This window comes from Thermococcus peptonophilus, assembly GCF_001592435.1.
In the GTDB taxonomy this organism is placed as follows: domain Archaea; phylum Methanobacteriota_B; class Thermococci; order Thermococcales; family Thermococcaceae; genus Thermococcus; species Thermococcus peptonophilus.
Genome location: NZ_CP014750.1, coordinates 976,490 through 1,002,630 on the forward strand (window position 1 = coordinate 976,490; position 26,141 = coordinate 1,002,630).

The 26,141-nt window shown below is 53.9% G+C and carries 33 protein-coding genes; 22 read left to right on the forward strand and 11 right to left on the reverse strand.

The genetic code is table 11. The features are described 5' to 3' along the window. Nucleotides 1-7: 7 nt before the first annotated feature. Together hydG and hydB are read right to left on the reverse strand one after the other, a co-directional pair. Nucleotides 8-886, reverse strand: a complete 879-nt coding sequence (hydG, locus tag A0127_RS05285; protein ID WP_062390853.1) for an NADPH-dependent hydrogenase/sulfhydrogenase 1 subunit gamma — start codon at nt 884-886, stop codon at nt 8-10. A gap of 2 nt (nt 887-888) precedes the next feature. Next, a complete protein-coding gene (gene hydB, locus A0127_RS05290; RefSeq protein WP_062388876.1) occupies nt 889-1,992 on the reverse strand; it encodes an NADPH-dependent hydrogenase/sulfhydrogenase 1 subunit beta in 1,104 nt (367 codons plus the stop codon). A 306-nt stretch (nt 1,993-2,298) separates the two neighbouring features. On the opposite strand from hydB, the gene A0127_RS05295 reads away from it, so the two are divergent. From A0127_RS05295 to A0127_RS05360, 14 genes are all read left to right on the forward strand, one after another. Further along, complete coding sequence (locus A0127_RS05295; RefSeq protein WP_062388879.1) at nt 2,299-2,802, forward strand: monovalent cation/H+ antiporter subunit E; 504 nt, start codon at nt 2,299-2,301, stop codon at nt 2,800-2,802. Further along, nucleotides 2,802-3,056 (forward strand): cation:proton antiporter, encoded by a 255-nt coding sequence (locus A0127_RS05300; RefSeq protein WP_156471209.1) that lies wholly within the window; start codon nt 2,802-2,804, stop codon nt 3,054-3,056. Before A0127_RS05295 ends, A0127_RS05300 begins: the two co-directional genes overlap by 1 nt. Further along, a complete protein-coding gene (gene mnhG, locus A0127_RS05305) occupies nt 3,053-3,424 on the forward strand; it encodes a monovalent cation/H(+) antiporter subunit G (protein ID WP_062388885.1) in 372 nt (123 codons plus the stop codon). The genes A0127_RS05300 and mnhG overlap by 4 nt, the downstream gene beginning before the upstream one ends. Beyond that, complete coding sequence (locus A0127_RS05310; RefSeq protein ID WP_054840782.1) at nt 3,421-3,687, forward strand: hydrogenase subunit MbhD domain-containing protein; 267 nt, start codon at nt 3,421-3,423, stop codon at nt 3,685-3,687. Before mnhG ends, A0127_RS05310 begins: the two co-directional genes overlap by 4 nt. Further along, nucleotides 3,684-3,980: a hydrogen gas-evolving membrane-bound hydrogenase subunit E gene (mbhE, locus tag A0127_RS05315; RefSeq protein WP_054840781.1), complete on the forward strand. Its 297-nt coding sequence runs from the start codon at nt 3,684-3,686 to the stop codon at nt 3,978-3,980. Before A0127_RS05310 ends, mbhE begins: the two co-directional genes overlap by 4 nt. Further along, nucleotides 3,977-4,426, forward strand: a complete 450-nt coding sequence (locus A0127_RS05320; protein ID WP_011251035.1) for a Na(+)/H(+) antiporter subunit B — start codon at nt 3,977-3,979, stop codon at nt 4,424-4,426. Before mbhE ends, A0127_RS05320 begins: the two co-directional genes overlap by 4 nt. Then, complete coding sequence (locus A0127_RS05325; RefSeq protein WP_062388887.1) at nt 4,423-4,782, forward strand: NADH-quinone oxidoreductase subunit K; 360 nt, start codon at nt 4,423-4,425, stop codon at nt 4,780-4,782. The genes A0127_RS05320 and A0127_RS05325 overlap by 4 nt, the downstream gene beginning before the upstream one ends. After that, nucleotides 4,779-6,320 carry a proton-conducting transporter transmembrane domain-containing protein gene (locus A0127_RS05330; RefSeq protein WP_062388890.1) on the forward strand — a complete coding sequence of 514 codons (1,542 nt, stop codon included), beginning with the start codon at nt 4,779-4,781 and terminating at the stop codon, nt 6,318-6,320. Before A0127_RS05325 ends, A0127_RS05330 begins: the two co-directional genes overlap by 4 nt. Before the next feature lies 1 nt (nt 6,321). Further along, nucleotides 6,322-6,669 (forward strand): hypothetical protein, encoded by a 348-nt coding sequence (locus A0127_RS05335; protein WP_062388894.1) that lies wholly within the window; start codon nt 6,322-6,324, stop codon nt 6,667-6,669. A gap of 180 nt (nt 6,670-6,849) precedes the next feature. Then, nucleotides 6,850-7,380: an NADH-quinone oxidoreductase subunit B family protein gene (locus A0127_RS05340; protein ID WP_062388896.1), complete on the forward strand. Its 531-nt coding sequence runs from the start codon at nt 6,850-6,852 to the stop codon at nt 7,378-7,380. After that, nucleotides 7,380-7,952, forward strand: coding sequence for an NADH-quinone oxidoreductase subunit C (locus A0127_RS05345; protein WP_062388899.1), 573 nt, complete (start codon nt 7,380-7,382; stop codon nt 7,950-7,952). Before A0127_RS05340 ends, A0127_RS05345 begins: the two co-directional genes overlap by 1 nt. Then, a complete protein-coding gene (locus tag A0127_RS05350) occupies nt 7,952-9,232 on the forward strand; it encodes a hydrogenase large subunit (protein WP_062388902.1) in 1,281 nt (426 codons plus the stop codon). The genes A0127_RS05345 and A0127_RS05350 overlap by 1 nt, the downstream gene beginning before the upstream one ends. A gap of 4 nt (nt 9,233-9,236) precedes the next feature. Then, nucleotides 9,237-10,229 carry a respiratory chain complex I subunit 1 family protein gene (locus A0127_RS05355; RefSeq protein ID WP_062388904.1) on the forward strand — a complete coding sequence of 331 codons (993 nt, stop codon included), beginning with the start codon at nt 9,237-9,239 and terminating at the stop codon, nt 10,227-10,229. Continuing rightward, the gene (locus tag A0127_RS05360; protein WP_062388907.1) at nt 10,226-10,657 is read left to right on the forward strand and encodes a 4Fe-4S binding protein; all 432 of its coding nucleotides are present in this window, start codon (nt 10,226-10,228) and stop codon (nt 10,655-10,657) included. Before A0127_RS05355 ends, A0127_RS05360 begins: the two co-directional genes overlap by 4 nt. 8 nt (nt 10,658-10,665) lie before the next feature. Here the strand turns inward: A0127_RS05360 and A0127_RS05365 are convergent, their stop codons facing one another. From A0127_RS05365 to A0127_RS05375, 3 genes are read right to left on the reverse strand one after another with little or no spacing between them, the layout of a single operon-like run. Next, complete coding sequence (locus A0127_RS05365) at nt 10,666-11,151, reverse strand: ferritin-like domain-containing protein (protein ID WP_062388909.1); 486 nt, start codon at nt 11,149-11,151, stop codon at nt 10,666-10,668. 1 nt (nt 11,152) lies between these two features. Continuing rightward, the gene (locus A0127_RS05370) at nt 11,153-11,632 is read right to left on the reverse strand and encodes a ferritin-like domain-containing protein (protein WP_062390855.1); all 480 of its coding nucleotides are present in this window, start codon (nt 11,630-11,632) and stop codon (nt 11,153-11,155) included. 40 nt (nt 11,633-11,672) lie between these two features. Continuing rightward, complete coding sequence (locus A0127_RS05375; RefSeq protein WP_062388912.1) at nt 11,673-12,155, reverse strand: THUMP domain-containing protein; 483 nt, start codon at nt 12,153-12,155, stop codon at nt 11,673-11,675. A 61-nt stretch (nt 12,156-12,216) separates the two neighbouring features. Here A0127_RS05375 and A0127_RS05380 point away from each other — a divergent pair, with 61 nt between their 5' ends. The 5 genes from A0127_RS05380 to A0127_RS05400 all read left to right on the forward strand — a co-directional run bounded on the left by A0127_RS05380 (nt 12,217) and on the right by A0127_RS05400 (nt 17,148). Then, nucleotides 12,217-13,425: an ATPase gene (locus A0127_RS05380; protein ID WP_062388915.1), complete on the forward strand. Its 1,209-nt coding sequence runs from the start codon at nt 12,217-12,219 to the stop codon at nt 13,423-13,425. Beyond that, nucleotides 13,426-13,959, forward strand: a complete 534-nt coding sequence (locus A0127_RS05385) for a metal-dependent hydrolase (protein WP_062388917.1) — start codon at nt 13,426-13,428, stop codon at nt 13,957-13,959. A gap of 80 nt (nt 13,960-14,039) precedes the next feature. Then, nucleotides 14,040-15,032: a thioredoxin-disulfide reductase gene (gene trxB / locus A0127_RS05390; RefSeq protein ID WP_062388920.1), complete on the forward strand. Its 993-nt coding sequence runs from the start codon at nt 14,040-14,042 to the stop codon at nt 15,030-15,032. Nucleotides 15,033-15,167: 135 nt separating this feature from the next. After that, nucleotides 15,168-16,505, forward strand: a complete 1,338-nt coding sequence (locus tag A0127_RS05395) for an ornithine aminotransferase (RefSeq protein WP_062388923.1) — start codon at nt 15,168-15,170, stop codon at nt 16,503-16,505. A 43-nt stretch (nt 16,506-16,548) separates the two neighbouring features. Continuing rightward, nucleotides 16,549-17,148 carry an ECF transporter S component gene (locus tag A0127_RS05400; RefSeq protein ID WP_062388925.1) on the forward strand — a complete coding sequence of 200 codons (600 nt, stop codon included), beginning with the start codon at nt 16,549-16,551 and terminating at the stop codon, nt 17,146-17,148. Here A0127_RS05400 and A0127_RS05405 read toward each other — a convergent pair. The 3 genes from A0127_RS05405 to A0127_RS05415 form a co-directional block, all read right to left on the reverse strand. Beyond that, entirely contained in the window at nt 17,145-17,429 is a 285-nt protein-coding gene (locus A0127_RS05405) for a family 4B encapsulin nanocompartment shell protein (protein WP_062388927.1), read from the reverse strand. The two genes, A0127_RS05400 and A0127_RS05405, sit on opposite strands and share 4 nt — an antisense overlap. Next, on the reverse strand, nt 17,422-18,096 hold the full coding sequence (gene deoC, locus A0127_RS05410; protein ID WP_062388930.1) for a deoxyribose-phosphate aldolase: 675 nt from the start codon (nt 18,094-18,096) through the stop codon (nt 17,422-17,424). The genes A0127_RS05405 and deoC overlap by 8 nt, the downstream gene beginning before the upstream one ends. A gap of 71 nt (nt 18,097-18,167) precedes the next feature. Further along, a complete protein-coding gene (locus A0127_RS05415; protein ID WP_062388933.1) occupies nt 18,168-18,491 on the reverse strand; it encodes a hypothetical protein in 324 nt (107 codons plus the stop codon). Between the two features lie 109 nt (nt 18,492-18,600). Here A0127_RS05415 and eno point away from each other — a divergent pair, with 109 nt between their 5' ends. Further along, nucleotides 18,601-19,893 carry a phosphopyruvate hydratase gene (gene eno, locus A0127_RS05420; protein WP_062388936.1) on the forward strand — a complete coding sequence of 431 codons (1,293 nt, stop codon included), beginning with the start codon at nt 18,601-18,603 and terminating at the stop codon, nt 19,891-19,893. On the opposite strand, the gene A0127_RS05425 is transcribed toward eno, so the two are convergent. Further along, nucleotides 19,874-20,389: a PadR family transcriptional regulator gene (locus A0127_RS05425; RefSeq protein WP_062388939.1), complete on the reverse strand. Its 516-nt coding sequence runs from the start codon at nt 20,387-20,389 to the stop codon at nt 19,874-19,876. The genes eno and A0127_RS05425 overlap by 20 nt on opposite strands. A 112-nt stretch (nt 20,390-20,501) precedes the next feature. On the opposite strand from A0127_RS05425, the gene A0127_RS05430 reads away from it, so the two are divergent. After that, nucleotides 20,502-23,885, forward strand: a complete 3,384-nt coding sequence (locus A0127_RS05430) for an MMPL family transporter (RefSeq protein WP_062388942.1) — start codon at nt 20,502-20,504, stop codon at nt 23,883-23,885. 285 nt (nt 23,886-24,170) lie between these two features. Then, nucleotides 24,171-25,010 carry a radical SAM protein gene (locus tag A0127_RS05440; RefSeq protein ID WP_062388945.1) on the forward strand — a complete coding sequence of 280 codons (840 nt, stop codon included), beginning with the start codon at nt 24,171-24,173 and terminating at the stop codon, nt 25,008-25,010. A gap of 62 nt (nt 25,011-25,072) precedes the next feature. Here A0127_RS05440 and A0127_RS05445 read toward each other — a convergent pair whose 3' ends face one another. Continuing rightward, nucleotides 25,073-25,525, reverse strand: a complete 453-nt coding sequence (locus tag A0127_RS05445; protein ID WP_054840770.1) for an Lrp/AsnC family transcriptional regulator — start codon at nt 25,523-25,525, stop codon at nt 25,073-25,075. A gap of 55 nt (nt 25,526-25,580) precedes the next feature. Further along, on the reverse strand, nt 25,581-26,135 hold the full coding sequence (locus tag A0127_RS05450) for an XTP/dITP diphosphatase (RefSeq protein WP_062388948.1): 555 nt from the start codon (nt 26,133-26,135) through the stop codon (nt 25,581-25,583). Nucleotides 26,136-26,141: the final 6 nt, after the last annotated feature.

The window sequence follows — 26,141 nt, forward strand, 5'->3', positions numbered from 1 at the left end:
CACCACCTCAGTCAAGCAAGCCCGGTGTTGATATTATGTCGAAGTAGCCGAAGACCGGTCCGTCTTTGCAGATGTACTTCCAGCTCGTACTCGTTCCGACGTTGCAGTGGCCGCATTTGCCTATCCCGCACTTCATCTTCCTCTCCAGGGTCACGTAGATGTTCTCCGGGCGATAACCGTAGTTGATGAGGGACTCGAAGACGGCCTTGTACATCCTCGGTGGGCCGCAGATGGCCACGGCAGTCTTCTTCGGGTTCGTGTTCGCCTCGGGAATGAAGTTCTGGGGCCTGCCTTTTCTTCCCGGCCAGTCCGGGTCTCTCGTCACACTCTGGATTATCTTGACGTTCTCGGCTTCAGCTAAGTCCTTCATGGCCTCAAGCTCCTTGTAGAAGAGGAGATCCTTACCATACCTCGCCGTGTTGATGAAGGTTATGTTCCCGTACTTCCAGCGGTTGTCCATGGCGTAGAGGAAGACGCTCCTGAGCGGTGCAGTTCCGAGACCTGCCGCGATGAGGAGGAGGTCCATTCCCTCCCACTCGTCAACGGGGAAGCCGTTTCCGTAGGGGCCGCGAACGAGAACGGTGTCGCCGGGTTTAAGGCGGTGAATTACGGTTGTAACCCTTCCAGCCTTCCTGATGCACAGCTCGAAGAAGCCGCGTCTCATCGGTGATGAGCAGATGCTTATCGGAACCTCACCGACTCCTGGGATTGTGAGCTGGACGAACTGTCCCGGCCTAAACGTCCACTTTTCTGCAAGCTCGGCATCCTCAAACCTGAAGAGGAACAGCTTTTCCTTCTCCGTGAGCTGGTAAACTTTAAGCACCTTCGCCCTGTGGAGCGCGTAGGGGTTGTCGTTCGGCATCATTATCTCCTTTGGAAGAACCATGCTCACAGCTCATCCCCCCTTATGTGGGATGCGTAGGCGAAGCCCCTCTTCGGAATCTCTTCGGTTATCTCGCTTGGGCAGGACTTCTCTTCGAGGCCGAGGATAGTCCTCAGGTTCCTCACGAAGCTTATGCCGGCCGGGCAGAAGTAGGTGCACCTTCCGCAGCCAACGCAGTAGCTCAGGCCGAGCTTCTCGTTGTAGGAGTTCTTACAGAGGTAGCGGTTCCTGAAGCGGTCTTTCTTCGTCGGCCTGAAGTTGTGGCCACCCGCCACAAGTCCGTGGCTCCTGAACTGGCAGGAATCCCAGCGCCTCTCACGGTAGCCGGTGTTCCCATCGAGGTTCACTATGTCCTGCACCTCGTAGCAGCGGCACGTCGGGCAGGTTGTATTGCAGATTCCGCAGGCGAGGCAGAGGTCGGCCTGTTCGTCCCACATCGGGTGCTCCATCTCAAGCTCAAGGAGGTAGCGCAGGTTGCTCCAGTCCTCGTGGTACTTGAACGCCTGAGCGCGCTTGTTCTCGAATTCCCTGAAGTTGCAGATGTCCTCAGTGGTTACCTCCTCAAAGAGCTTGATGTTCTTATCAACTATCCTATGGCCCATTGGTGAGCCGACTCTAACGAGCCAACCGTCCGGGAGCTCGTGGAGGAAGAGGTCGAAGCCATCATCTGCAAAGTCAGTCTCCCTTAGGTTGCAGAAGCAGTACTCGTCGGGCATACAGCTTATCCCGATGATTATGCCCTTCTCGCGCCTCGCCTTGTAGTACTTGTCTGGGAACTCGTCGAGATAGACTGTATCGAGGATTTTGAGGCCGAAGATATCGCAGGCGTGGACGCCGAAGATCACGAAGGGCTCTACGTCCTCAATGACCTCACTGTACTCAGGCTTGCTCAGGTCGAACTCGAAGAGCTTCTCCCTCGGAAGAAAGAAGAACTTCTTAGGCGGCATTATCGTCCTGTTGTAGTGGAACTCGACCTTCCTGACGTCATCTATCTCCCTGAAGTCGTAGAACTTCTCCGAAATCTTGACGGGAGCGTAGAGCTTGCCCCAATCCTTCAGGCGCTCAAGGAATGTGTACGTGTTCTCCTTCGGGAGCTTAACGTATCTCAACCCGACCACCTCCAATGAACATAAACATACACGTGCCCATTTTCGTTCCCTCAGTTCTGGTTAGGCTTAAGGGCTAAAAAAGCGTTTTTTAACCCGAAAATTCTAAACCAAAGGTTCAATAGCTACTTTTAGGCCGACCGAACTTTTATCTTATTTTTGTGTCGTTTTAGGGGTTGTAAACCTTTGGTTTAAAACGGGCCGTTTGATACCTTCTCTTGCCAAACAAAAGCTTGGGAAAAGCGTTTTAAGCATAATGAGAAATCGAAAGTGAGAGGTGCTGAAAACGTTCCATCTGGAGGTGGTAGTTTGCCGTTCATAGTGGCTTTCCTCTTTGCCTACATCGTGTGGCTGGTCTTAACAGCGGGAAGCAGCGGACTGCTGTGGAGTACAGAAGAACTAGTGGCTGGACTGATATTCGCGGCAATAGTTGGCTATGCAACGAGGGATGTTGTAGGTGAAAACTCAACGCGCTTCCTGAACCCAGTGAAGTGGTTACTTGGGATTGCCTACGCTCCAGTCCTCTTCTGGGGCATGGTAAAGGCTAACTTTGACGTCGCTTACAGAGTCATAACCGGAAAGATAAGGCCTGGAATAGTCCGCGTCCCGGTGGACCTCGAAAACGACGCCCAATACACAATCCTCAGCAACTCAATCACACTTACCCCGGGAACCCTGACAGTTGAAGCCGATCCGGAAGAGAAGGCGCTCTACGTCCACTGGATTAACGTGCCAAAGGGCCTTGAGAGGCCCGAAAGCTCGGAGCCGGTCGCTGGGCCCTTCGAAAAGTGGGCCAGGAGGCTGGGAAGATGATGGCATTCTTCTACGCGATGGTTCTCGTTGGGATGGCAGGTCTTATCTCGGTGCTGAGGTTAATACTCGGGCCTACGGTTCCCGACAGGGTCGTCGGCGTTGACACCCTCAACACCCTCGTCGTCGCGGGCATGATATTACTCGGAGCCGCATACGACAGGACGATCTACATCGACATCGCGATAGTCTACGCCCTTCTGAGCTACATAGGCACGCTGGTGATAGCCAAGTACCTCCAGGGGGGATTGGCATGAACTACGTTGAGGTGCTCATCTACGTCTTCCTCGGGATAAGCGTAACCTTCAACCTCCTCGGAAGCTTCGCGCTCCTCCGCTTCCCGGACGTTTACACAAGGCTCCACGGTGCGACCAAGTGCACGACCTTTGGGACGATCTTCGCGGTCTTTGCCGTCGTCACCCACGCCCTCTACCAGCTCCACAGGACAGGAGACTCCAAGTACCTTCAGATGGCCCTCCACAGTTTCATCGCCCTCATAGCGCTCCTTCTCACGAACCCGACTGGAGCGCACGCGATAGCCAAAGCGGCACACCTCAGCGGGGTGAAGCCAGTTAGGGCCGTTGTTGATGCCTACGAGGAGAAGCTCGGGGGTGGTTCCAAATGAACGCCGTTGGCCTTGACATGCTCATCCAGGCCATAATCCTCTTAGGAGTGCTCATCACGGCCTATCTTACAATACGCTACCGCGATCTTCTGTCGGCGGCATTGGCCTCGGCAGCGATGAGCCTCCTGCTCAGCCTTGAGTTCTACACCCTGCACGCGCCGGACGTTGCGATAGCAGAGGCGGCTGTCGGTGCTGGCGTTGTTACTGCCGTCGTTGTTTACGGCATCGCGAAGACGGAAAGGTGGGAGCGTGAGGTGCCATGAAGAGAACCCTGGCTTATCTGTCGCTCCTGTTCATACTCGGTGCACTCCTCTACATAGCGAACCCCAACTACGGCCTTAAGTTCGGGCCTGGCGGAGAAGACTGGCTGAAGTACCGCTACACTGACAACTACTACATCGAGCACGGCATCGAGGAGGTTGGCGGTACCAACATCGTAACCGACATCGTATTCGACTACCGTGGCTACGATACCATTGGAGAGGCAACCGTTCTCTTCACGGCCATAGCAGGTGCAGTTGCACTTCTAAGGCCCTGGAGGAGGGATGAGAAATGAACGACTCCGACATGGGTGTTATCGTCAGGACTGCCGCGAGGGCTACGATACCGCTCATCGGAATATTCGGGGCCTACGTTGTCATGCACGGTCACCTCACGCCCGGTGGCGGCTTCCAGGGAGGGGCCACCATAGCGGGAGCCGGAATCCTGTTCCTCATAGCCTTCGGACTCGGCGAGATGAAGAAGCGCTACAACAAGCACCTTTACTCGGCCCTTGAAGGTTTGGGAGGCCTCGTCTTCCTTGGCGCGGCTATGCTGGGCATAGGAACGGCCTTCTTCTACAATACCCTCTGGCACAACGGCCCGTTCTTCAATGGGAAACCTGGGACACTGCTCTCCGCTGGATTTTTGCCGATAATGAACCTCGCAGTCGGACTGAAGGTCTTCACGGGCCTTGTTAGCGCCCTAACTGCCATAGCCCTCTGGAGGAGGTGGAAATCTTGATCCAGTTCCAGTTCATAGTTGCGTTCCTCATGATAGCACTCGGAATCTACGCTTTCCTCGCGAAGAGGAACCTGCTCAAACTCGTGTTGGCGCTCAACATTATAGACTCGGGAATTCACCTGCTCCTCATCAGTCTTGGATACAGGATGGAGCTCAACGAGCTTCCGACCGCTCCAATCTATACGGGCTACGAGACGCTCAAAAGCCCGATGGTTGGCCCGCTGCCCCAGGCACTCGTCCTCACGAGCATAGTCATCGGCGTCTGTGTGCTTTCTCTAGCTGTTGCCCTGACGATAAACGCCTACCGCCACTACGGAACCCTTGACGTGAGAGCCCTGAGGAGGTTGAGGGGATGAACGGCGAGACGATCTTACCCTACCTGATTATCGTCCCGCTCTTCGGAGCGTTCTCAATGCCGATAATCAGCCTCTTGGGAAGGAAGGCCAGAGAAGCGTGGGCGGTCATTATCTCTGGAATAACCCTCATAGTCGGCTCAGCTGTCTTCTACTCAGTATACGAAAACGGCCCGATGCTCTACACCCTCGGCGCTAAGAGCCCGTTCGGCAAAGCGAACTTCCCGGTCAGGATAGTCTGGGAGGTTGACCTGCTCTCAGCTTTAATGGTGCTCATGGTGACCCTCGTTGCCTTCCTGGCGGTGCTCTATTCCATCGGCTACATGAAGCACGACACGGGTCTGGACAAGTACTACACCCTAATCCTGATCCTCGAACTCGGAATGCTCGGCATAGCTATAACCGGCGACCTCTTCAACTTCTACGTCTTCCTGGAGATAATGAGCATAGCCAGCTACGCCCTCGTCGCATTCAGGAACGACACCTGGGAGGGCATCGAGGCTGGAATCAAGTACATGTTCGTCGGCTCGATAGCGAGTTCCCTTATCCTCCTCGGGATAGCGCTCCTCTACGGCCAGTACGGAACGCTAACGATGGGCTACCTTGCAGTCAAGCTTGCCCAGAATCCAACGGTAGTGGCTAAGGTGGCTTTGGCCTTCTTCATAGCGGGCCTGCTCTTCAAGAGCGGTGCATCGCCGGTTCACATGTGGCTGGCCGATGCCCACCCAGCGGCACCGAGCTCGATTTCGGCCATGCTTTCCGGCCTGGTCATCAAGATAGGTGGTGTCTACGCCCTTGCGAGGATACTCTTCAGCATCTACGGGGCTAGTGTGAACATGAAGACCGTCGGCTGGGTGATCATAATCTTCGCCTGCATAACCCTCATCGTCGGCAACGCGATGGCGGTAATACAGACTGACATGAAGCGCCTTCTGGCCTACTCCTCCGTCGGACAGATAGGCTACATCCTTCTAGGCCTCGGAATAGGCTTAGCGGCCTACGGCAGCAGAACGGGAGATATTGCCCTAGCTGGAGCGATATACCACACCTTCAACCACGCCCTCATGAAGGCGCTCCTCTTCCTCATAGCTGGAGCCGTCATTCACGAACTCGGGACGAGGAACCTCAACGAGCTGAGCGGTTTAGCGAAGACCATGCCGAAAACAACGTTCGCCTTCCTCATCGGTGCGGCCGCGATAGTTGGACTGCCGCCGCTGAACGGATTCGCGAGCAAGTGGCTCATCTACGAGAGCTCGGCGATCTTCAACCCGGTTTTGGGCGCTATAGCGATAATCGGGACTGCCTTCTGTACCGCAGCCTACGTTAGAGTCCTCTACACTTTCTTCGGAAAACCCAGCGAGAAGGTAACAAAGGCAGAAGACCCGGAGGCGAGCATGCTCTGGCCGATGATAATCCTGGCTTTGGCAATAATCATCATGGGACTCTTCCCGTGGCAGATAAGCGACAAAGTCATGATCCCAGCGGCTAAGGCCCTCGAAAACCAGCTCGGGTACATAGCAACACTGATGGGAGGTGCCTGAAATGTTCGGTTATTGGGATGCAATTTACTTCGTCTTTGTCTTTATCATTGGTCTCCTCCTTGCGTATCTCCTCGAGAGGTGGGCCAAGAGGAGCGGAATGGGGACGAGGGAAACCGGAGATGGAACGAAGATATTCATCAGCGGCGAAGACCCGGAGAAGGTTATCCCGGGCTTCGAGCACCTTGAGGGCCACTACACCGGAAGAAACGTCATGTGGGGCTTAACTTATGCCCTTAAGAGCTTCTTCACAGTACTCAGGAGAGACCACACCGGCCTGCTCACCGACTACGCGAGCTACCTTGTGATAACGACGGCCTTCGTGCTCGGTGTTCTGTTAATCTGGGGGTGAATAGAGATGAGGCAACTTGGTGATGTTCGCATTCACTCCCCATCCGAAGGACGGACTAAACGTGCGAACAGTGAAAATGGTGCCAGTATGGGCAACCCCACTGGAAAGAGAGGTTTTGAGAGTGAAAATGTTTCCGCGAGCGCTTTGCGAAGCAAAGGGCTCATATGGGGGTGAAGTGAGATGGCGATAACCGTTCCCGCTAACCAAAAGGGGCAGAAGTCAACCCCGTCGGAGCGCGAGAGGCTCGAAAAGAGGATAGCCCAGCTCTGCCGATTTATAGGTAGATCACCCTGGGTTTTCCACATAAACAGCGGCTCATGCAACGGCTGCGACATTGAAATCATCGCGGCCCTAACACCGCGCTACGACGCTGAGCGCTTTGGGGTCAAGCTTGTGGGTAGCCCAAGGCACGCGGATATACTCCTCGTTACCGGGCCGGTAACCAACCAGAGCCTCGAGAGGGTTAAGCTCGTCTACGAGCAGACGCCAGAGCCTAAGATAGTCGTGGCAGTTGGGGCGTGCCCGACAGGGGGGAGCGTCTTCTACGAGAGCCCGTTCACGAACGCTCCGCTGGACAGGGTTATTCCCGTGGACGTTTACGTCCCCGGCTGTCCACCGAGGCCTGAAGCCATTCTTCAAGGCGTAGTTCTGGCCTTGGAGAAGCTTGCCAGGATGATTAAGGGAGAAGTCCCAGAGGAGGTGAAGGAGTAATGTCCGCTGATGAGGTTCACGATCCTGTTGCTGAAGAAGTCAAAGAGCCGACGAAGGCAGAGGAAGTGGCGAAAAAAATAGCCGAGCGCTTCCCGAGCGCGAGCGTCGAAGTGAAGACGAACAAGTGGGGAAGGCAGAGGGTCTGGGTAAGGGTTCCGAGGGAGGACTACAAGGCCCTGATGGGGTTCATCAAGGAGCTCGACCCGGAGGCCCACTACTCAATAGGAATCGAACAGGACTGGGGAGAGGAGCTTGGTTTTTTGGCCCACTTGGTTATTCACTACAGGGACGCTCCCGCTGTTTCACTCATCGTGGACGTCCACGCACCAAAGGACGACCCAGTAATTCCAGATATCAGCGACATCTTCCCGATAGCGCTCCAGTTCGAGAGGGAAGGGATGGAGATGGTGGGGCTTGACTTTGAAGGGGCACCTGACAAGAGGAGGCTCTTTCTCCCGGAGGACTTCCCGGAGGGCATCTACCCGCTTCGCCTCGACGACAAGGGTATTTCAGAAGAGATGGTCAAGAACGCTGGTCATCCCTACCTGATAAAGAAAGGGGGGAAGGAGTGATGACCGAAAAAGTCGAGTACTGGGTCAAGATACCCTTCGGCCCGATTCATCCCGGACTTGAAGAGCCCGAGAAGTTCATACTCACCCTCGACGGCGAGAAAATCGTTGACGTTGACGTCAAGCTTGGCTACAACCTGCGCGGAATCCAGTGGATAGGCCTGAGGAGGAACTACATCCAGATAATGTATCTAGCGGAGAGAATGTGCGGGATATGCAGCTTCTCCCACAACCACACCTACACGAGGGCCGTTGAGGAGGCAGCGGGCATAGAGGTGCCGGAGAGGGCAGAGTACATCCGCGTCATCATCGGCGAGCTTGAGAGGATACACTCCCACCTCCTGAACCTCGGCGTTCTGGCACACGACATAGGTTATGACACCCTGCTCCATCTCACCTGGCTGGCAAGAGAGAAAGTCATGGACACCCTTGAGGCAGTCTCCGGGAACCGTGTGAACTACTCGATGGTAACGATAGGCGGCGTCAGGAGGGACATCGACGAGAAGAAGAGGAGAGCAATAGAGGAGATGATAAAGTACTACAAGGAGGTCTTCCCGCAGATAGAGGAGGCCTTCCTCCACGATCCGACGATAGAAGCCCGTTTCAGGGACACCGCTGTGATAAGCAAACGCGTTGCCCTGGAGCAGGGTGCCGTCGGTCCAACCGGGAGGGGAAGTGGAATCAGGGACGACGCTCGCTGGAGCGAGAGGCTTGGGGTTTACCCAGACCTCGGCATAAAGCCGGTCATGCCGCAGGACGTGACAGGGGAGAGACCGAGGGGAGACGTATTCGACAGGATGGCCGTCAGAATAGGGGAGCTCTGGCAGAGCCTTGAGCTCATAGAGCACGCCCTCGATGCCATGCCCGATGGGCCGATAAAGACCTTCCCGAAGGACAACGTCCTCTACGCCAAGCTTAGACTGATGGTTGACGGCGAGGGAATAGGCAGGTACGAGGCCCCGAGGGGGGAGCTGGTGCACTACGTCCGCGGGAAGAAGGGAAGCGATAAGCCGCTCCGCTGGAAGCCGAGGGAACCGACCTTCCCGAACCTCTTCGCGGTTGCCAAGGGTGTCATAGGCGACCAGGTTGCCGACTTTGTGGTTGCAGTCGCTTCAATAGACCCATGCCTGAGCTGTACCGACAGGGTTGCCGTTGTGCAGGACGGCAAGAAGAAGATACTGACCGAGAAGGATCTCTTGAGGGAGTCAATAAAGAAGACGCGTGAGATCAACCCCGATATCAAGGGAGACCCAAGCCCGCTTGGGGTGGGCTGCGTGAGGTGATAGCATGGACGTGATGAGCAACGTGGTTTATCCCGTCGCGGGCCTGCTCGGCCTCTACGCCTTTGTCTCACTAGCCTCGCTCCTCTGGGAGGGAATAGACAGGAAGTTAGTTGCCAGGATGCAGAGGAGGATCGGTCCCCCGATAGTCCAGCCGATCTACGACTTTCTAAAGCTGGCGAGCAAGGAGACGATAATACCAAACACCGCGAACTACATGTTCAAGGCCGCGCCTGTTCTGGCCCTGGCCACCGCTATAGCTCTCCTCGCCTACACGCCGATGGGCTTTGAGCCGATACTGTCAGGAAAAGGAGACGTCATAGTTTTCATTTACCTCCTGACCCTCATCAGCTTCTTCAAGATGCTCGGTGCAATAAGCTCAGGAAACCCGTACGCCAAGATAGGCGCCGCGAGGGAAGCGACGATAATGGTCTCAAGGGAGCCAGCGATGATGCTGGCGATATTCACCATAATGTGGCGCATCGGAAAGCTCGGCGTTGACAAACCCTTCAGCATGAGAACCTTCTACCAGCACAACATCTGGGAAATAGGAACTCCGATGAGTTTCGTCGGGGCTGTGATACTCCTCTACGTCTTCGCCGTCTGGCTGGCGAGCGAGATAGAGGTCGGGTTCTTCAACATACCCGATGCCGAGGAGGAGATAGCGGAGGGACTCCTCGTCGAGTACAGCGGGAGGTACCTCGCCCTGCTCAAGCTGACGCACTCTCTGAAGGCCTTCATTTCAGCATCCCTCGTTGTCGCGATATTCTTCCCGTGGGGAATCTCGGGCTACTTCGGGCTGACGGGCCTTTCAGCGAACGTCGCTGACCTGCTCTTCCACACGCTTAAGGTGTTCGTGGTCCTCTTCGTCGTCCAGAGTGTCTTCAGGGCAGTGACGGGGAGGCTGAAGATAACTCAGGCCGTTGACTTCCTCTGGAAGAACGTCTTCCTGGCCTCGCTGATTGGCTCGCTACTCATAGCGATGGAGGTGATAATGTGAAGACCCCAATACTTGTCCCAGTGGTGCTCAGGAACCTCTTCAAGAGGCCAGCAACCAACCGCTTTCCAGAGACCGAACCTGTGCCGATTCCCGAGGACTTCAGGGGTATGATAACATACAATGTGGACAAATGCGTCGGCTGCAGGATGTGCGTCAACGTCTGCCCTGCCGGGGTGTTCGTCTACCTTCCGGAGATAAGGAAGGTTGCCCTCTGGACTGCTCGCTGTGTTTACTGCGGTCAGTGCGTTGACGTCTGTCCCACAGGGGCGCTTCAGTTAAGCAAGGACTTCTTACTGGCCAGCTACGACAACAAGAGCGACCGCTTTATTCCGCTGAAGCCAGAGAAAGTCGAGGAGATAAAGAAGAAGCTGGAAGAGCAGAAGAAGGCCAAAGAGGCCGCGAAGAAGGAGAAGGAAGGGAAGGCTTGATTTTTCCTTTACTTTTCGTTGATTCCCATTTTAATTGCAAGGGCCTTCAGGGACTCGTAGTGTCCCCTCTCAATGTCCGCCAGCGTGAGATAAACCTTTTTGAGCTCCTCGTTTTTGCACTCCTCCGCGAGCTTTCTGTATATCGTCTCTGCCAGCTTTTCGCTCTCCATTGCTATCTCTAAAACGTTCTTCAGATCCTCGATCTTCCAGAACTTGCCGAGGACGTTGAGGGCTTCAACGTTTGGAACGTTCACTTCGTCCAGCTCGTCCCCGTAGTTCTGGCGGTAGATTTTGTAGAGCTCGTCGCCATGTCTTTTTGACTCGTCACCGAGTCTCTTGAAGGTGTTCACGACTTCCCCTGGAAGACCGAGTTCCTTGGCACGCTCGGCAAGCTTCCAGTAGGTTTCTGCCTCTTCGTATTCTCCTTTTATCCAGTAAGAGAGGAGCTCCCTCTCGTTGAGTTTTCTTATCTCGTTGAGGATCTCCACGACCATTTCAATCACCCAGCTTTTCGTATTCCTCCTTTAGGGCTTCGTAATGTAACCTCTCAACATCCGCGAGCCTGAGGTAGAGCTCCTTCAGCCTTTCGTCTTTCACTTTCTCGGCGAGGAGCTTGTAAACCTTATGGGCGGTCAGCTCACTCCCCATCGCCGCCTCAAGGACTTCCTTTATCTGGTCTGCCCTCTCGAATTTGTCGAGAACTGATAGAACCTCTACCGGCGGTATGTCAGTCTTCGGCTCCCTTGAAAAGTTCTTCCTGAAGATCTTCGTCAGCTCCTCGGCGTGTCTCTGGGAGTCCTTTGAGAGCTTTTCAAAGACCCTGGCAATGCTCTCCCCAAGGCCGAGCGCCCTTGCTCTCTCGGCGAGCTCCCCGTAGAGCTTTGCCTCCTCCTTCTCCCCGCTTATCCAGTAGGCTAAGGCCTCCTCGTAGCTCAGCTTCGAGAGCATATCAATGACATCATCAACGTCTATCATTTTGACCACGACCAGTGAAACAGCACCAACCCTAATAAGCCTATTCCTCCACCTCAAAGCGGAGAATCTCCCCTCTCTTGAGGACTCCCACTCCCGCTTTCTTCCCGAGGACTTCAACGACAACGGTGTAGTCGGGATTGCTCAGGTTCACAGGCATGTTGTAGTGCTCAACTATAAGGGAGCCGAGCTTCACCTCAAGCTCCCGTTGGGAGAGTTTTTTGTTTCCCCTAACTTTTGCTCTCACCGCAAAGTTTCCCCAGATGTTCTCCGCTAGTTTTAGTACAGCATCCGCTATCTCGCCAAAGGAGGCCCTCACAAGAACTTCCAGCGGCACGACCCTTTGGATCGCCTGCGTTTCAAAATCTTTAAGTCTTTGAAGCGCTTCTTCCTTCGATAGGGGAGTTTCAGCAAGCAGGACACCCCTCCAGTCAGTTCCATGAGCCTTAACTTTTTCAAGCGCCCATTCCAGCTCGAGTATTGCGTCGCCTTCCCTTCCCTGCGGGCATGTTACCAGGAGAATCATATCAGCTCACCGATGGACAGGTTTTTATATTCTTGAAGCCATTTTAAATCGGTGAGGTGAAATGGAAAGAGATGGCCTTAAGTTTTACCCTTCTCATTCATATGACGTTTATGGTCTCTCTCACAACCCGTTTGAGCAGCTCGCAAGCGAAGGGATAGCCGACGTCGAGAGCATCCACGTCTATCAGGAAGTTGACATGCGTCTCCAGATGATAATCTCAGAGGTTCTCGGTCACAAAAGTTCTATTGCCCTCAGTATAGTTGGTCCGCTCGGGATGGGCAAGACCCAGAGGCTCAAAAACATAGCCAAGGCCATCGAGGAGAATGGGGGGAAGGCGATCTACGTCAAGGTTGACACCAACGATATTCTAAAGCTCACGCGCGACATCTTCTATGCCCTTAAGCCGCCGAGGAGCAGGACGAACATCTTCTTTGAGAACCTCTCGAGGAAGCTCGGCTTCATAGACAGGCTGGAAAAGATGCTGAGCGACCCGAACGAGTACAAGAGCAGGGATATTGCGGAACTCCTTGTGGAACAGCTCAAAAAGTACCCCTATTCCGCACTCCTTTTAGACGAGCTCGAGAACATGCAGGGAGCTGGAGAGAGGGAAAAGATACAGTTCTTCGAGATGCTGAGGCACGTGATAAGCACGATGCCGCCTGGCTGTATTGTCGCCTTCGCCTGCATCCCAGAGGCCTACGAGGAGTACACGAAGATATTCCCGGCGTTCTTCATGAGGCTTCACTACGAGTTCAAGCTGAGGCCGATGAGCGTTGAGGAGACCTTTGAACTTGTCAAGAAAAGGCTCAATAAAGCGCGGGTGAAGGACACAGACGACCCGATCTATCCGTTCACCGAGGAGGCAATCAAGCTCATCCACGATCTGGCCAGAGGCAACCCGAGGCAGATTTTAAGGCTTCTCCACTACGTCCTGAGCGAAGCGGCGAAGCACAAGTTCGACCCGATAGATGAGTACGTGGTGACGGCCATCCTCGAAGAGCCAAAGAGCCTGGAGGAGTACCTTATGAGGATTCCAAAGAGCTACAAAGACCTCGTCGAGGCAATAGTCTTCGAGTTCAACGGCGGGCCAGTGAGCTACATTCAGGTGGCCAAGGCAGTCAAGAAGCCGGGTATGCAGGTATATGAGAGCCTCAACGAGCTTGTAAGGCTGGGCTTTCTGGTTGGAGACCCGAACGGCAGCTATAAGGTCCCGGACTATGTCAGAAAATTTTTAGAGGAGGGACAGGCCGAGAGGCTTAGGGGTGAGTGAATGCCGAACTACGATGCCCACGTCCTCAGCGGGATAGTCACCTACCCGGCAGCAGTGCTCGTAGGATTCCTCCTTAAACTCTACCTGAAAGTCCCTCTGGAGCTTACGTCAACGGCCATGATGCTCGGCTATGCGTTCTACGTCCTGGGAAGCGACCTTCCCGACCTCGACCACCCCGATGCTCTGATACACAGGGGTGCAAAGCCCATAGTCAGCGTCGCCGTTGGAAGCGCGGCCTTCCTGTGGGCAAACGGATGGGTGAACCTCAGCCCGGAGTGGGTCTCGGTGGTCGTTGCCTGGGCAATCGGAGCTGTTGGGGCTTTGGTTGGATGGTACGCCTTCACATGGCTGATGCCGCATCACAGGGGGATCGTCCATTCCCTGCTTTTCGCGACTGTTTATGGTCTGCTGGTCTTCCTGCTGGTTGAGTACGGGCTCAAAATGAGCACGGGGGAGGCCCTCTACACCGGCCTGTCAGCGTTCCTGGGCTACACCCTGCACCTCCTCCTTGACGGCTCTCTGAAGCTCATATGAATTTTCATTTCGCAGTTCACATATCTGTGGAACAAGGCTTTTAAATTGTCCACTCTAGTGGGAGGCGGAGGTGAGTAAAAATGTTCAGCCTTGGAGGATTCTCACGCGGTGGGGAGTACGAGAAGAAGACCTGGGACGTTCTCATTATAGGTGCTGGCCCAGCAGGGTTCACCGCTGCTATCTACGCCGCCCGCTACGGTCTCGGAACACTGATCATAAGCAAAGACCTCGGCGGCAACATGGCTCTGACGGATCTCATAGAGAACTACCCGGGCTTTCCAGAGGGGATCAGTGGCTCAGAGCTGACCAACAGGATGCACGAGCAGGTGAAGAAGCTCGGCGTTGACGTTATCTTCGACGAGGTAGTGAAGATCGATCCAGCGGAGTGCGCCTACTACGAGGGACCGTGCAAGTTCACGGTAAAGACCGCCAACGGAAAGGAGTACAAGAGCAGGACGATTATCATTGCCGTCGGCGCTGCACCGAGGAAGCTGAGAGTTCCAGGTGAGGAAGAGCTTACCGGAAAGGGCGTTTCATACTGTGCAACCTGTGATGGCCCGCTCTTCAAGGGGAAGAAGGTAATCGTAGTCGGCGGTGGGAACACGGCCCTTCAGGAGGCCCTCTACCTCAAGAGCATTGGCGTTGACGTCACCCTCGTCCACAGGAGACAGCAGTTCAGGGCCGACAAGATACTCCAAGACAGGTTCAGGGAGAGCGGCATTCCGGCGATACTGGACACGGTAGTTACAGAGATCATCGGGAAGGACAAGGTAGAGGCCGTTAAGCTCAAGAACGTCAAGACCGGCGAGGAAACCGTGATGGAGGTCGACGGCGTCTTCATCTTCATCGGCTACGAGCCTAAGACAGACTTCGTGAAGCACCTCGGCATTACCGACGAGTACGGCTATATCCCGGTTGACATGTACATGCGCACCAAGGTTCCGGGAATCTTCGCGGCTGGAGACATAACAAACGTCTTCAAACAGATAGCCGTCGCCGTCGGCCAGGGAGCGATAGCGGCCAATTCAGCGAAAGAGTTCCTCGAGGAGTGGAAGAGCAAGAACAGCGAGTGATTACTTCTTTTCACCTTCTTTTCAACTTCTAGTTCACAGAGTTTTCGCAGTTTTCCGAAAATTTTTCGGTCAAAATTGTGCATCGATGAACACAGGCTTATATAGGAAAAAGACAAGCTTCTCCCGGTGATGCGCATGGTGGTTAGGCCAAACGTTAAGGAACTCCCTGGAAAGAAGGCAAAGGAAATTATTGAGAGGAACTTCAAGTACCTGGCGACGACTACTCAGGACCCCGAGAACCTCCCGATAGTCATTGACCACGGAGAGGGCATAAGGGTCTATGACGTTGATGGAAACGTCTTCTACGACTTCGCGAGCGGCGTCGGCGTTATAAACGTCGGCCACGCCCACCCGCGCGTTGTCGAGGCCATAAAGAAGCAGGCCGAGAAGTTCACCCACTACTCACTGACCGACTTCTTCTACGAGAACGCCGTCGTTCTGGCTGAGAAGCTCATCGAGCTGGCCCCCGGTGACATCGAGAGGAAGGTCGTCTACGGCAACAGCGGTGCCGAAGCCAACGAGGCCGCTATGAAGCTCGTCAAGTACGGAACCGGAAGAAAGCAGTTCCTAGCGTTCTACCACGCCTTCCATGGAAGGACGCAGGCAGTCCTCAGCCTTACCGCGAGCAAGTGGGTTCAGCAGGACGGCTTCTTCCCGACCATGCCGGGCGTTACACACATCCCCTACCCGAACCCATACAGGAACACCTGGGGCATTGACGGGTATGAAGAGCCCGACGAGCTGACCAACAGGGTTCTCGACTTCATCGAAGAGTACGTCTTCAGGCACGTCCCACCGCACGAGATCGGTGCAATCTTCTTCGAGCCGATACAGGGCGAGGGCGGCTACGTTGTTCCGCCGAAGGGCTTCTTCAAGGCCCTCAAGAAGTTCGCCGACGAGTACGGAATCCTCTTAGCGGACGATGAAGTTCAGATGGGCATAGGAAGGACCGGAAAGTTCTGGGCCATCGAGCACTTCGGAGTTGAGCCGGACCTCATCCAGTTCGGAAAGGCCATCGGCGGCGGCCTCCCGCTGGCTGGCGTCATCCACAGGGCAGACATAAGCTTCGACAAGCCCGGAAGACACGCAACGACCTTCGGCGGCAACCCAGTCGCGATAGCCGCTGGTATAGAGGTCGTCGAGATCGTCAAGGAGCTCCTCCCGCACGTCCAGGAGGTCGGGGACTACCTCCACAAGTACCTCGAGGAGTTCAAGGAGAAGTACGAGGTCATCGGCGATGCAAGGGGTCTCGGTCTCGCTCAGGCCGTCGAGATCGTCAAGAGCAAGGAGACCAAGGAGAAGTACCCCGAGCTGAGGGACAGAATAGTCAAGGAGTCGGCCAAGCGTGGACTGATTCTCCTCGGTTGCGGCGACAACAGCATCCGCTTCATCCCGCCGCTCATCGTTACCAAGGAAGAGATCGACGTGGCTATGGAGATATTCGAGGAGGCCCTCAAAGCGGCTCTGAAGTGAAAGCTTTTAACTTCTTCCCTATTTTCTATTCTGGTGATGGATGATGGCGGATATAATAACTGAGCTTGCGAACTATACCCCATATGTTTTCCTTGTAGCGGTGCTGGTTTTCCTAGCGTACATCTGGGCCAACAGGACGAAGTTTAAGAGCGTTAACACAATAGCCATAGCCGGCATTACTGCCGCTCTCGTGGCCGTGGCAACGAACGTTATTAAAGTTCCAACGCCGGCAACAGGAGGGTACATAAACCTCGGCGACACTATGGTCATGTTCACGGCGATGCTCTTCGGTCCTGTTATCGGAGCGTTTGCGGGTGGCGTTGGTTCGGCACTCGGCGACGTCATGGGCGGCTATCCTGGATGGGCGCCGGTAACACTCGTCGTTAAGGGCATCGAGGGACTTGTAGTTGGATACGTGGCAAAGAGGATGCCAGGGAACTCGGGACTCATCGTTGGTGGAACAATAGGTGGGCTTCTGATGGTCACCGGCTACTTCCTTTTTGAAGCCTACGCCTTTGGGGTCCCGGCCGCACTTGAAGAAGTACCTGGCAACCTCCTTCAGGCAGTTACGGGAGTTCTCGTTGGTACGGTACTCACGAATGCAATAAAAAAGAGATATCCAGAAGTGGAGGCGCTAATTTAGACATCGAGCTTTTTGAGCTCGTTCCACACTTCTTTTTCTTCGAGTAGGGGTTCAACGGAAACCCTTCGTGAAGCCTTTTTTATCTGGCCCAGATAGTTTGAATCCGCAATGACTGCATCGTAGCCCAGCTCTTCAATCCTGTATATCTTGAGGTTCATCTGTTTTAGGGCATCTTTTGAGTACTCTATGAACTGCGGGCCTGCCAGCATTATGTCGGGGTTCATTCCTTCGGCTCTTAGCTCCTCTATTATCCTCTCTATCACTTCAAGTATCTCACTCATCGGGAGCACCTTTGACTATTTTTACCCCACTGGAGGTACCAATCCTGTTGGCGCCGGCCTCTATCATGGCCAGGGCCTGCTCGTATGTCCTTATCCCCCCAGCCGCCTTAACGCCTATCTCAGGTCCAACGACCTTTCTCATAAGCCTGACGTCCTCAACCGTTGCTCCCCCGGTTCCAAAGCCCGTTGATGTCTTCACGAAGTCGGCACCAGCTTCCTTCGCCAGCTCACAAGCCTTAACTTTCTCTTCCTCCGTAAGGTAGCAGGTCTCGATGATTACCTTGACCTTGGCCCCCCTCTCGTGGGCAACCTTGACAACTTCTGCGATGTCGTTCTTGACGTACTCGTAGTCCTTATCCTTGAGGGCACCGATGTTTATCACCATGTCAAGCTCATCTGCACCGTCGTCAAGGGCCTTTTTTGCCTCGAAGACCTTGACTTCGGTAGGAGTCGCACCAAGCGGAAAGCCTATGACGCTCGCGACCTTGATGTTCGCGTTCTTCTCCCTCAGGTAATCTTTGGCAAGTTTGACTCTGTAGGGATTGACACAGACCGCATAGAACCCATACTCAATGGCCTCATCGCAGAGCTTGATTATGTCCTCCTTGGTGGCGTATGGCTTCAGGTTCGTGTGGTCAATATACTTTGCGATCTCTCTCTTGTTCATGGTTATCCCCCTTCTGGATTTAAACACTACAAGTATTTAGGGTTTTCCCGCTAAAAATGAGTAGAATCCCATCAAAACTGGGCATTCTCTGAATCCACAGCCTTCCTGAAAGCCAGTAAAAACCGGTTTGAGACGTCTTCGTTTCCAAAATCAGGCTTTAGCTCGCCCCTGATAACTTTTTCCAGTACTTCAACTGCATTGTCCCAGTTTTCCTCCAGTGTTTTCCCCTTGGGGATTGGATTCCTGAGAACGTACCAGCGGGAGGTTTTCTCATCGTACACGATTATTCTTGGGATGTAGTCTATTTCCATGAACGTGTTGTCAAGGGTAAGCTCTATTCTGAAACCCGGAATTTCTAGGTAACCTTCCTCCCGGAGTTGTTTCTCCCAGTTCATCACACTTATCCCCGATGGCAGTTGGAATAAGCATTTTAAAAATTCGTCCTCTGGTTTCGACCATCAGAATTATAAGAAGAAGCCAGAAATATCACCCGAGGTGATTAGGATGGAGAACCCGTTTGAGATAACCAACGTTATAGCGAGGGAAATCTTGGACAGCAGGGGAAACCCAACAGTTGAGGTTGAGGTCTACACTCCGATAAGCATGGGCAGGGCTGCAGTTCCCAGTGGGGCTTCAACCGGAACCCACGAGGCGCTTGAACTCCGCGACGGTGGAAGCAGGTACCATGGGAAGGGCGTCAGGAGAGCCGTGGAAAACGTTAACAAGATAATCGCCCCCGAGATCATCGGAATGGACGTCACCTGGCAGAGGGACATCGACACCCTCATGCTCGAGCTCGATGGGACGGAGAACAAGAGCAACCTTGGTGCCAACGCCATGCTCGGCGTTTCTCTGGCAGTTGCCAAGGCCGCCGCAAACGCCCTCGGACTGCCGCTCTACCAGTATATAGGCGGAACCAACGCCTACATCATGCCGGTTCCGATGAGCAACGTCATCAACGGCGGCGTTCACGCCGGCAACGAGCTGGACTTCCAGGAGTTCATGATAATGCCGGTTGGAGCGGACTCCTTCAGGGAGGGAATAAGATGGGTTTCCGAAACCTATCACGTCCTCAAGAGGGTCATAGCCGAGAAGTACGGGAAGAACGCGGTCAACGTCGGCGACGAGGGAGGCTTTGCCCCCCCGCTGAAGGAGCCTCATGAGCCGCTCGATCTCCTCATAGAGGCCATAGAGGAGGCTGGATACAAGCCAGGGAACGAGATAGCCTTTGCACTCGACCCAGCATCAAGCGAGTTCTTTGACAAGGAAAAAGGCAAGTACATAGTTGCCGGCAAGGAGTACGACAAGGGGGAGCTCCTTGAGCTCTACAAGGAACTTGTCTCAACGTATCCGATACTCTCGATAGAGGACCCGTTCCACGAGGAGGACTGGGAAGGCTTCGTCATGATAACCAGAGAGCTCGGAAACAGGATACAGATAGTCGGCGACGACCTCTTCGTCACCAACCCGAAGCGCATTAGAAAGGGTATTGAGATGGGCGCCGCTAACGCACTCCTCCTCAAGGTAAACCAGATAGGAACGCTGAGCGAGGCCATAGACGCCGCTTACACCGCCTTCAGGGCTGGCTACGGAGTCGTCGTTTCCCACAGGAGCGGAGAGACGGAGGATGCAACAATAGCCGACCTCGCTGTGGCACTCAACGCCGGTCAGATAAAGACCGGTGCCCCAGCAAGGAGTGACAGGAACGCCAAGTACAACCAGCTTATAAGGATTGAGGAGGAGCTTGAGGGCATAGCGGTCTATCCTGGAAAGAAGTTCAGGAACCCGTTCCTGTGACGGACTTTTTCTCTCTTCCCTTTTCCGCTTTCTCCTTAAGCTCCAGCAGGCTCTTCTTTTTGGCTTCAAGGATTGAAATGACTCTATCCAGAAGCTCAACGTAGCCATCAATTGCCTCCACTGCTATATCCTTCCCGTATCCCATCTGCTTGAGCTTCTCCCTCAGCATCTCGTGGTACTGAACTGCAATATAGAGGGACTGGAGCGCAAGCTCGTTCGCCTCCTTTAAGTAGTTCCAGCCCTTCTCGGTGAGAGTGTACTTCACCAGCTTCCTTTTTCCGTGGTATTCTTCCCTCGGTTCTATCAGGCCCTCTTCGACCATTTTATTCAGCATGGTGTACAGGTTACCGTGGCTCGGCTTCCAAGACCCCCTGCTTACCTTCTCTATCTCCTTGAGGATTTCGTAACCGTGTGTCTCACCTTTAAGGCCGATTATTAGCAGTATCAGGTTTCGCATTGGGACTGTGAACATGTTTCTCACGAGTGAGTCTGACATCGTACCACCCCGAAAGGTTTATAAGACATGTCTAAATTAGACATATTTGAATTAAACAGATTTGCTAATGATATGTTTGGAAAAGCCACTTAAAAAGATTAAGGTGATGGTGATGGCCTGGAACGACTGGATAGCGAAGCACCCCAAGATCGTGCTGGCGGCGTGGATAGTCCTCATACTCATCATGGCACCGCTCGCAGGAAAACTGAGCGAGCTTACCGACTACAGTACTGAGCAGATGGTGTCCCACGAAATCGAGTCTATCAAAGTCCAGGACATCATGAGTGAGGAATTTTCAAAGGCCCAGAACCCAAACATGACGTACCTCCTCATCACGAACATCACCGTGAACAACGAGAACGCGAGGAAGGCCTACTATTCTTTTAAAAACCGGGTTGAGGGCAAATACGCCTCCAACGTGACATCATACTATGATGCCCTAGACATGCTCTGGGACATGGACTACGAGCTTACCCTCAACATAACTAGAATGACCGCCAACATGACCGGCGTTCTCTACAGGAGTGTCAAAGGTGCCCAAGACGGCTATGGGACACTGCTGAATCAGCTACTCCTCCTAAAAAACACGACTGATACAATGAAGACCAGCCTCGTTGCGACAGCTCAGGGGTATCTTGCCCTCAAGAGCAACCTAACGTCCATTTACACCCAGCTCAATATGACTTCAGGACTGCTCCAGATGGCAGATGGCATCTACGTCCAGCTCTGCACTCAGAACCCGAACATGACAACCCCGGAAAGGACACAGGCACTCCAGAACGAACTGATTGCCAAGCTACCCGAAAGCCAATGGGCCATTGTTCCTGAGGTTGTGCAGGCGGTTACCTCTGCCGATCCCTACTGCACGGGAACACTCCTCTCCGACAAGGGACTCCTTGAGAACACCACGGTTGAACTCGTATACGGCATGATAACGAGTGCCGGAACTTCCTTCCCATTTGAGATTCCCAAGGAGGTTCTCTTCCAGCTCTACGAAAGCGGCGGTGACGAGACTGCAATCGACACCATGGCACAGAACATGCTCAAGGCCCAAATAGCAGAGCAGATGAACGGCCTTGCTCCAAGCCCCGAGGCCCTTGCCGATATCATTGTGAGCGAGGTTGCCAAAGATCCTTATGGGGTAGTAAGCGGTGAAAAGCTCGAGGACGCCACAGTTAGGGTGGTCCTTGCCCTGTCTCCCCAGAAGACGGAGGAAACTGAGAAGATAGTCAGGGAGCTATACAGCGGTGCCGATCCAAGGGAGCTCGCAAAGGAGCTGTTCATGAGGGGAATGCAGGAGCAGATGAAGAACCAGACGATCCCAGAGGAGTTCGCTGGAGTTATAAACGACCTCATTGAACAGGTCATCCAGAACTACCCGATGAGTGAGGAGGAACTCGAAGAACTCGTGAAGGACACAGTTAAGTCCTTGGTATCTGACTACGCCAAAAACAACCCCTATGGGGTTGAACTCAACTTCGACCAGAATCTCCTAGTGGATATCGCCTTCAAGTTCAAGGACAACCCCGAGGCAATAACCAGAGAAGATGTCAGGCCCCTGGCTGAAGAGCTCTGGCCCGTCTTTAGGGAAAAGGCCGGAACCTACCTGAGCATGCTGAAGAGCGACGACAACACGACGCTCCTGATAACGTTTGTCCCGTTCGGAAGGCCCGGCCCGAGCGGTGACGAGTTCAAGTACCTCGCCCAAAACGCGACTGAGGTCAAGAAGATAGCACTTGAGGAGTTCGGAAAGTACTTCCCGGACGTCAAGGGCGCCCTTGGGGGTACACCCGTCCAGATGCACGAGATGACGGAGTATGGAGAGAAGGACAACCAAAAGACGAGCCAGGCGAGTATTGTTGGCGCGCTCATTGTGCTCTTCATACTGATGGGTGGGGCCCTGCTGGCTACGTTCCTTCCCTTCACCGGTGTCGCCACCTCTGCACTCACGGCCCTCGGAATAGCCTACCTCCTGGCCAGGGGAGGCTTCTTGAACATAGGAAGCTGGGCGGAGATGCTGACCATAACGACCGCCCTCGGTCTTGGAATTGACTACTCGACCTACTACGTTCACCGCTTCAAGGAGTACATAGCTGAGGGCTACGACCATGAGAAGGCCGTCGCAGAGGCCCTTAGGAGGGCAAAGGACGCCGTTCTGGCGAGCGCCTTCACCGACATCATAGCCTTCGCCAGCTTCGTTCTGGCATGGGAGTTTCCAATATTCCAGCAGATGGGCATAATCGCGCCTCTTGCCGTTGTTACTGTCCTCATAGCGAGTCTTACATTCATTCCCGCAATAACAGCACTCATCGGCGACAAGAGCTGGTTCTGGTGGCCGAGGCACATAAAGCATATCAAGACCATGGATGTCCACGAGAGGAGCAAAATAGCGGAGTGGGTCATAAAGCATGCCAAAGCCATCCTGCTCATCGGTCTGCTAATAGCAGTCCCGGCAACATACACGTTCTTCACCTTTGAAGGCACCCATGACATAAGCCTCTTCCTACCAGAGGGCAGTGAGACCCTAACCTTCATGCATCTGAGCCAGGAGAAGTTCGGTGCCTCAGTAATGTCCCCTAACTACGTGATCATAGACCTTGGACATAAGATAACCGACGACGACCTTAAGCTGATCGACGAGATAACGGGGCATATAGCGGAGATGACTGGCGTCAAGGCAGTCTATTCACCGACGAGGCCGTACGGTGAACCGGTCAGCAACCTGACACTGTCGGCCATTAAATCCCTGGGTGGGGAGAGGTTCATCTCAAAGGGAGAGACTATGATCATGATACAGATTGACCCGGTCTACGCTCCAACCGACGAGAAGGCAAAGGAGCTCGTCAAGAGCCTCAGAACTTACATGTCCGAACTTGAGAAGGAGGGCAAGATAAAGGAGGGCCTCGTCGGCGGCGGAGCGGCCCTTTCTATGGATCTCAGCGACAGGATCAGCGACATCTTCTGGCACAGGATAATCCCAGTGGCGCTTGTGCTGATGTTCATATCCCTCATACCAACCCTCAAGGGACTTCCAGCTGTGATCTCCACAATGATAACGATATTCCTCGGCGTCATGACGAGCATCTGGGTCTCAACGTGGCTCTTTGGCAAGGTCTTCAATCAGGAGGTCATGTGGTTCCTGCCGCTGATGGTCTTCGTCGTGCTCATGGGAGTCGGCATCGACTACAACAGCTTCTATCTCGTGAAGGCCAGGGACGAGTTCGAGCGCAGGGAGCCGGAGGAGGCGCTGATAGTCGCCGCCGGAACCATGGACACCCTCGTTATAGGACTGGCGGTAGTCCTTGCAAGCACCTACGGGGCGCTGATGCTCAGCTCAACTTGGGGCACCAGGGAAATAGGCTTTGCCCTATCAGCTGGAGTACTGCTGACGGCCACGATGGCCGTGTACTTCATAGGGCCAGCTTTCATGAGCCTCTTCGGCGAGAAGGCCTGGTGGCCGCTGTTCAAGAAGGGCAAGGAAGCCGAGAGGAAGTGATTTCTTACCTTTCCCATTTTTGTCCCAAAAGGATTATATTCTTCTGGGCACTGCTTTTCTGTGGAGGGTGAGAATGGAACGAAAAAAGCTCAAAATTTACATCCCCGGCATCAAATTTCCCTCGCAGGACCGGAGGGTTTCACCCCCCACGTCCTTGCTAACCCCATTCCTCCGAACGGGGGGCTCCGCCCCACATAAACTGGGAAACGCAGTTTCCCAGACCATTCCTTCTTTTTTGAACACCGGAGGGGCTCTGCTCCCTGCAACGTTTTAGAGGTGAGCTAAATGGTAGAGACCAGAAAAAAGCTCAAGATCTACATTCCCGGAATTAAATTCCCCTCAGTCTCACTCACCGGAAACACCTGTGCCCTGAACTGTGCCCACTGCGGAAAGCACTACCTCGAAGGCATGAGAAAGCCCGAGCGCGGTGAGTTGTTGGACTACTGCCTCAAGCTCGCTAGAGATGGATACAACGGCTGTCTCCTGAGCGGTGGCATGGATGGGAGACTTAAAGTTCCACTCGACTTCTATGCGGAGGAGATAAGGGAGATCAAAAGGAGGACTAATCTGAAGCTCAACGCCCACGTTGGCTTTATCGACGAGAGTGACCTGGAGTGGGTTAAGTACGTTGATGTCGTGTCCCTTGACTTCGTTGCCGATGATGACGTGATAAAGCGCGTTTACAAGATAGACAAGACCGTTGAGGACTATCTGAGGATTCTTAACCTGCTAACAGAAGCCGGTGTAAGGGTCGCTCCACACATAACCATCGGCCTCGACTTCGGGAAGATTCACTGGGAGTACAAAGCCATAGACCTGCTGGTAAAATACCCAATAGACGTGCTCGTTCTCGACGTTCTCATCCCGACGAAGGGGACGGAGATGGAGAACGTTCCAAAGCCGAGCGTCGAGGAGAGCCTTGAAGTCGTTAAGTATGCGCGCGAGAGGTTCGATGGTGAGCTGAGCATAGGCTGTATGAGGCCGCTCGGAAGGTGGAGGCTGGAGTTTGATAAGGGGGCCATTTTGGCCGGCGTTGACAGACTGACGAATCCGCCCAGAAAAGTTATCGAATGGGCAAAAACGATAAGGGACGTTGAGATAATCTACGAGTGCTGCGTCATGTAGGGCTCACCGAACCTCGCATCATCACAAATCAGAAAGGAGAACGCCGATCATCGCCCCTCGCTTCACAGCTCTTCCTTCACTGTAACGAACGAGACCATTGTAACTGTCTGCTCGATTCCCTTTATCTCCCTTAGCTTATCAACAACGATCTTACCGACCTCCTCAGCGTTTGGAGCGCGGACCTTTATTATCATGTCCCACTCTCCAGAGATTATGTGGACTTCATAGACACCATCGAGGGCCGCTATCCTCTCGGCAACCTCCCTCTGGGTGAGGCCTGAATCAGGGTCGTAGCGGGCCAGGATGAATGCAGTAGTCCCCAGGTCAAGCTTCTTGTAGTTAGGCTTCACCGTGAACTTCTCTATGATACCCTCGTCCACGAGGCGCTTTATTCTGTAGTGGACTGTAGTCCTCGGAATCCCGAGCTTCTTGCTGAGGCTGGCTATGTTCTCCCTGGCGTTCTCCTTCAGTTCGTTCAGCAGTTTAACGTCTATGGCATCCAATCCCCCCGTCATCGCTATCCCCATTGTCATTTGTTCAACAAAAATCCGGACTAATTGAAGTCTCTACTTATTTAAGGTTTTCCTTCAGCCAGTTGGCAAATTCCCTCAGCGCCCTGCCGCGATGTGATATACGGTTTTTTTCCTCCGTTGTCATTTCGGCGAACGTCCTGTCGAAGCCTTCAGGTATGAAAATCGGGTCGAACCCGAAGCCGCCGCTTCCCCTGGGTTCCGTTGCTATTTTGCCGTCCACACGGCCTGTAAAGATGTGTAGCTCGCCGTCCCAGTAGGCTATCACGCTCTTGAAATAGGCCCTTCGGTTCTTCTCACCATGAAGGAGTTTAAGAATCCCCTGGTATCCGATCGTTTTGTAAACGTAGGCAGAGTAAACGCCTGGGAATCCTTTTAGAGCTTCAACGAAGAGCCCTGAATCGTCGAGAAAGAACGGTCCATCGACCCTCTGCGCCAGCCACTTAGCCCCGTATTCGGACACTTCCTCAAGGGTGTCAGCCTGTATCTCTGGATAGCTTACCTTTAGCTGGTAAACTTCGACTCCCAGCGGTTCAAAGTACTTTCTTGCTTCCTCAACCTTTCCGGGATTGGACGTCACAAAGGCCAGCCTCATACGACC

What these genes read in the sequence shown, in the direction of transcription:
- hydG (WP_062390853.1), bottom strand. Translation starts at nt 886, where the DNA reads ATGGTTCTTCCAAAGGAGATAATGATGCCGAACGACAACCCCTACGCG.
- A0127_RS05300 (WP_156471209.1), top strand. Translation starts at nt 2,802, where the DNA reads ATGGCATTCTTCTACGCGATGGTTCTCGTTGGGATGGCAGGTCTTATC.
- mnhG (WP_062388885.1), top strand. Translation starts at nt 3,053, where the DNA reads ATGAACTACGTTGAGGTGCTCATCTACGTCTTCCTCGGGATAAGCGTA.
- A0127_RS05310 (WP_054840782.1), top strand. Translation starts at nt 3,421, where the DNA reads ATGAACGCCGTTGGCCTTGACATGCTCATCCAGGCCATAATCCTCTTA.
- mbhE (WP_054840781.1), top strand. Translation starts at nt 3,684, where the DNA reads ATGAAGAGAACCCTGGCTTATCTGTCGCTCCTGTTCATACTCGGTGCA.
- A0127_RS05320 (WP_011251035.1), top strand. Translation starts at nt 3,977, where the DNA reads ATGAACGACTCCGACATGGGTGTTATCGTCAGGACTGCCGCGAGGGCT.
- A0127_RS05330 (WP_062388890.1), top strand. Translation starts at nt 4,779, where the DNA reads ATGAACGGCGAGACGATCTTACCCTACCTGATTATCGTCCCGCTCTTC.
- A0127_RS05335 (WP_062388894.1), top strand. Translation starts at nt 6,322, where the DNA reads ATGTTCGGTTATTGGGATGCAATTTACTTCGTCTTTGTCTTTATCATT.
- A0127_RS05340 (WP_062388896.1), top strand. Translation starts at nt 6,850, where the DNA reads ATGGCGATAACCGTTCCCGCTAACCAAAAGGGGCAGAAGTCAACCCCG.
- A0127_RS05345 (WP_062388899.1), top strand. Translation starts at nt 7,380, where the DNA reads ATGTCCGCTGATGAGGTTCACGATCCTGTTGCTGAAGAAGTCAAAGAG.
- A0127_RS05350 (WP_062388902.1), top strand. Translation starts at nt 7,952, where the DNA reads ATGACCGAAAAAGTCGAGTACTGGGTCAAGATACCCTTCGGCCCGATT.
- A0127_RS05355 (WP_062388904.1), top strand. Translation starts at nt 9,237, where the DNA reads ATGGACGTGATGAGCAACGTGGTTTATCCCGTCGCGGGCCTGCTCGGC.
- A0127_RS05365 (WP_062388909.1), bottom strand. Translation starts at nt 11,151, where the DNA reads ATGGTCGTGGAGATCCTCAACGAGATAAGAAAACTCAACGAGAGGGAG.
- A0127_RS05370 (WP_062390855.1), bottom strand. Translation starts at nt 11,632, where the DNA reads ATGATAGACGTTGATGATGTCATTGATATGCTCTCGAAGCTGAGCTAC.
- A0127_RS05375 (WP_062388912.1), bottom strand. Translation starts at nt 12,155, where the DNA reads ATGATTCTCCTGGTAACATGCCCGCAGGGAAGGGAAGGCGACGCAATA.
- A0127_RS05380 (WP_062388915.1), top strand. Translation starts at nt 12,217, where the DNA reads ATGGAAAGAGATGGCCTTAAGTTTTACCCTTCTCATTCATATGACGTT.
- A0127_RS05385 (WP_062388917.1), top strand. Translation starts at nt 13,426, where the DNA reads ATGCCGAACTACGATGCCCACGTCCTCAGCGGGATAGTCACCTACCCG.
- trxB (WP_062388920.1), top strand. Translation starts at nt 14,040, where the DNA reads ATGTTCAGCCTTGGAGGATTCTCACGCGGTGGGGAGTACGAGAAGAAG.
- A0127_RS05395 (WP_062388923.1), top strand. Translation starts at nt 15,168, where the DNA reads ATGGTGGTTAGGCCAAACGTTAAGGAACTCCCTGGAAAGAAGGCAAAG.
- A0127_RS05400 (WP_062388925.1), top strand. Translation starts at nt 16,549, where the DNA reads ATGGCGGATATAATAACTGAGCTTGCGAACTATACCCCATATGTTTTC.
- A0127_RS05405 (WP_062388927.1), bottom strand. Translation starts at nt 17,429, where the DNA reads ATGAGTGAGATACTTGAAGTGATAGAGAGGATAATAGAGGAGCTAAGA.
- deoC (WP_062388930.1), bottom strand. Translation starts at nt 18,096, where the DNA reads ATGAACAAGAGAGAGATCGCAAAGTATATTGACCACACGAACCTGAAG.
- A0127_RS05415 (WP_062388933.1), bottom strand. Translation starts at nt 18,491, where the DNA reads ATGAACTGGGAGAAACAACTCCGGGAGGAAGGTTACCTAGAAATTCCG.
- eno (WP_062388936.1), top strand. Translation starts at nt 18,601, where the DNA reads ATGGAGAACCCGTTTGAGATAACCAACGTTATAGCGAGGGAAATCTTG.
- A0127_RS05425 (WP_062388939.1), bottom strand. Translation starts at nt 20,389, where the DNA reads ATGTCAGACTCACTCGTGAGAAACATGTTCACAGTCCCAATGCGAAAC.
- A0127_RS05430 (WP_062388942.1), top strand. Translation starts at nt 20,502, where the DNA reads ATGGCCTGGAACGACTGGATAGCGAAGCACCCCAAGATCGTGCTGGCG.
- A0127_RS05440 (WP_062388945.1), top strand. Translation starts at nt 24,171, where the DNA reads ATGGTAGAGACCAGAAAAAAGCTCAAGATCTACATTCCCGGAATTAAA.
- A0127_RS05445 (WP_054840770.1), bottom strand. Translation starts at nt 25,525, where the DNA reads ATGACGGGGGGATTGGATGCCATAGACGTTAAACTGCTGAACGAACTG.
- A0127_RS05450 (WP_062388948.1), bottom strand. Translation starts at nt 26,135, where the DNA reads ATGAGGCTGGCCTTTGTGACGTCCAATCCCGGAAAGGTTGAGGAAGCA.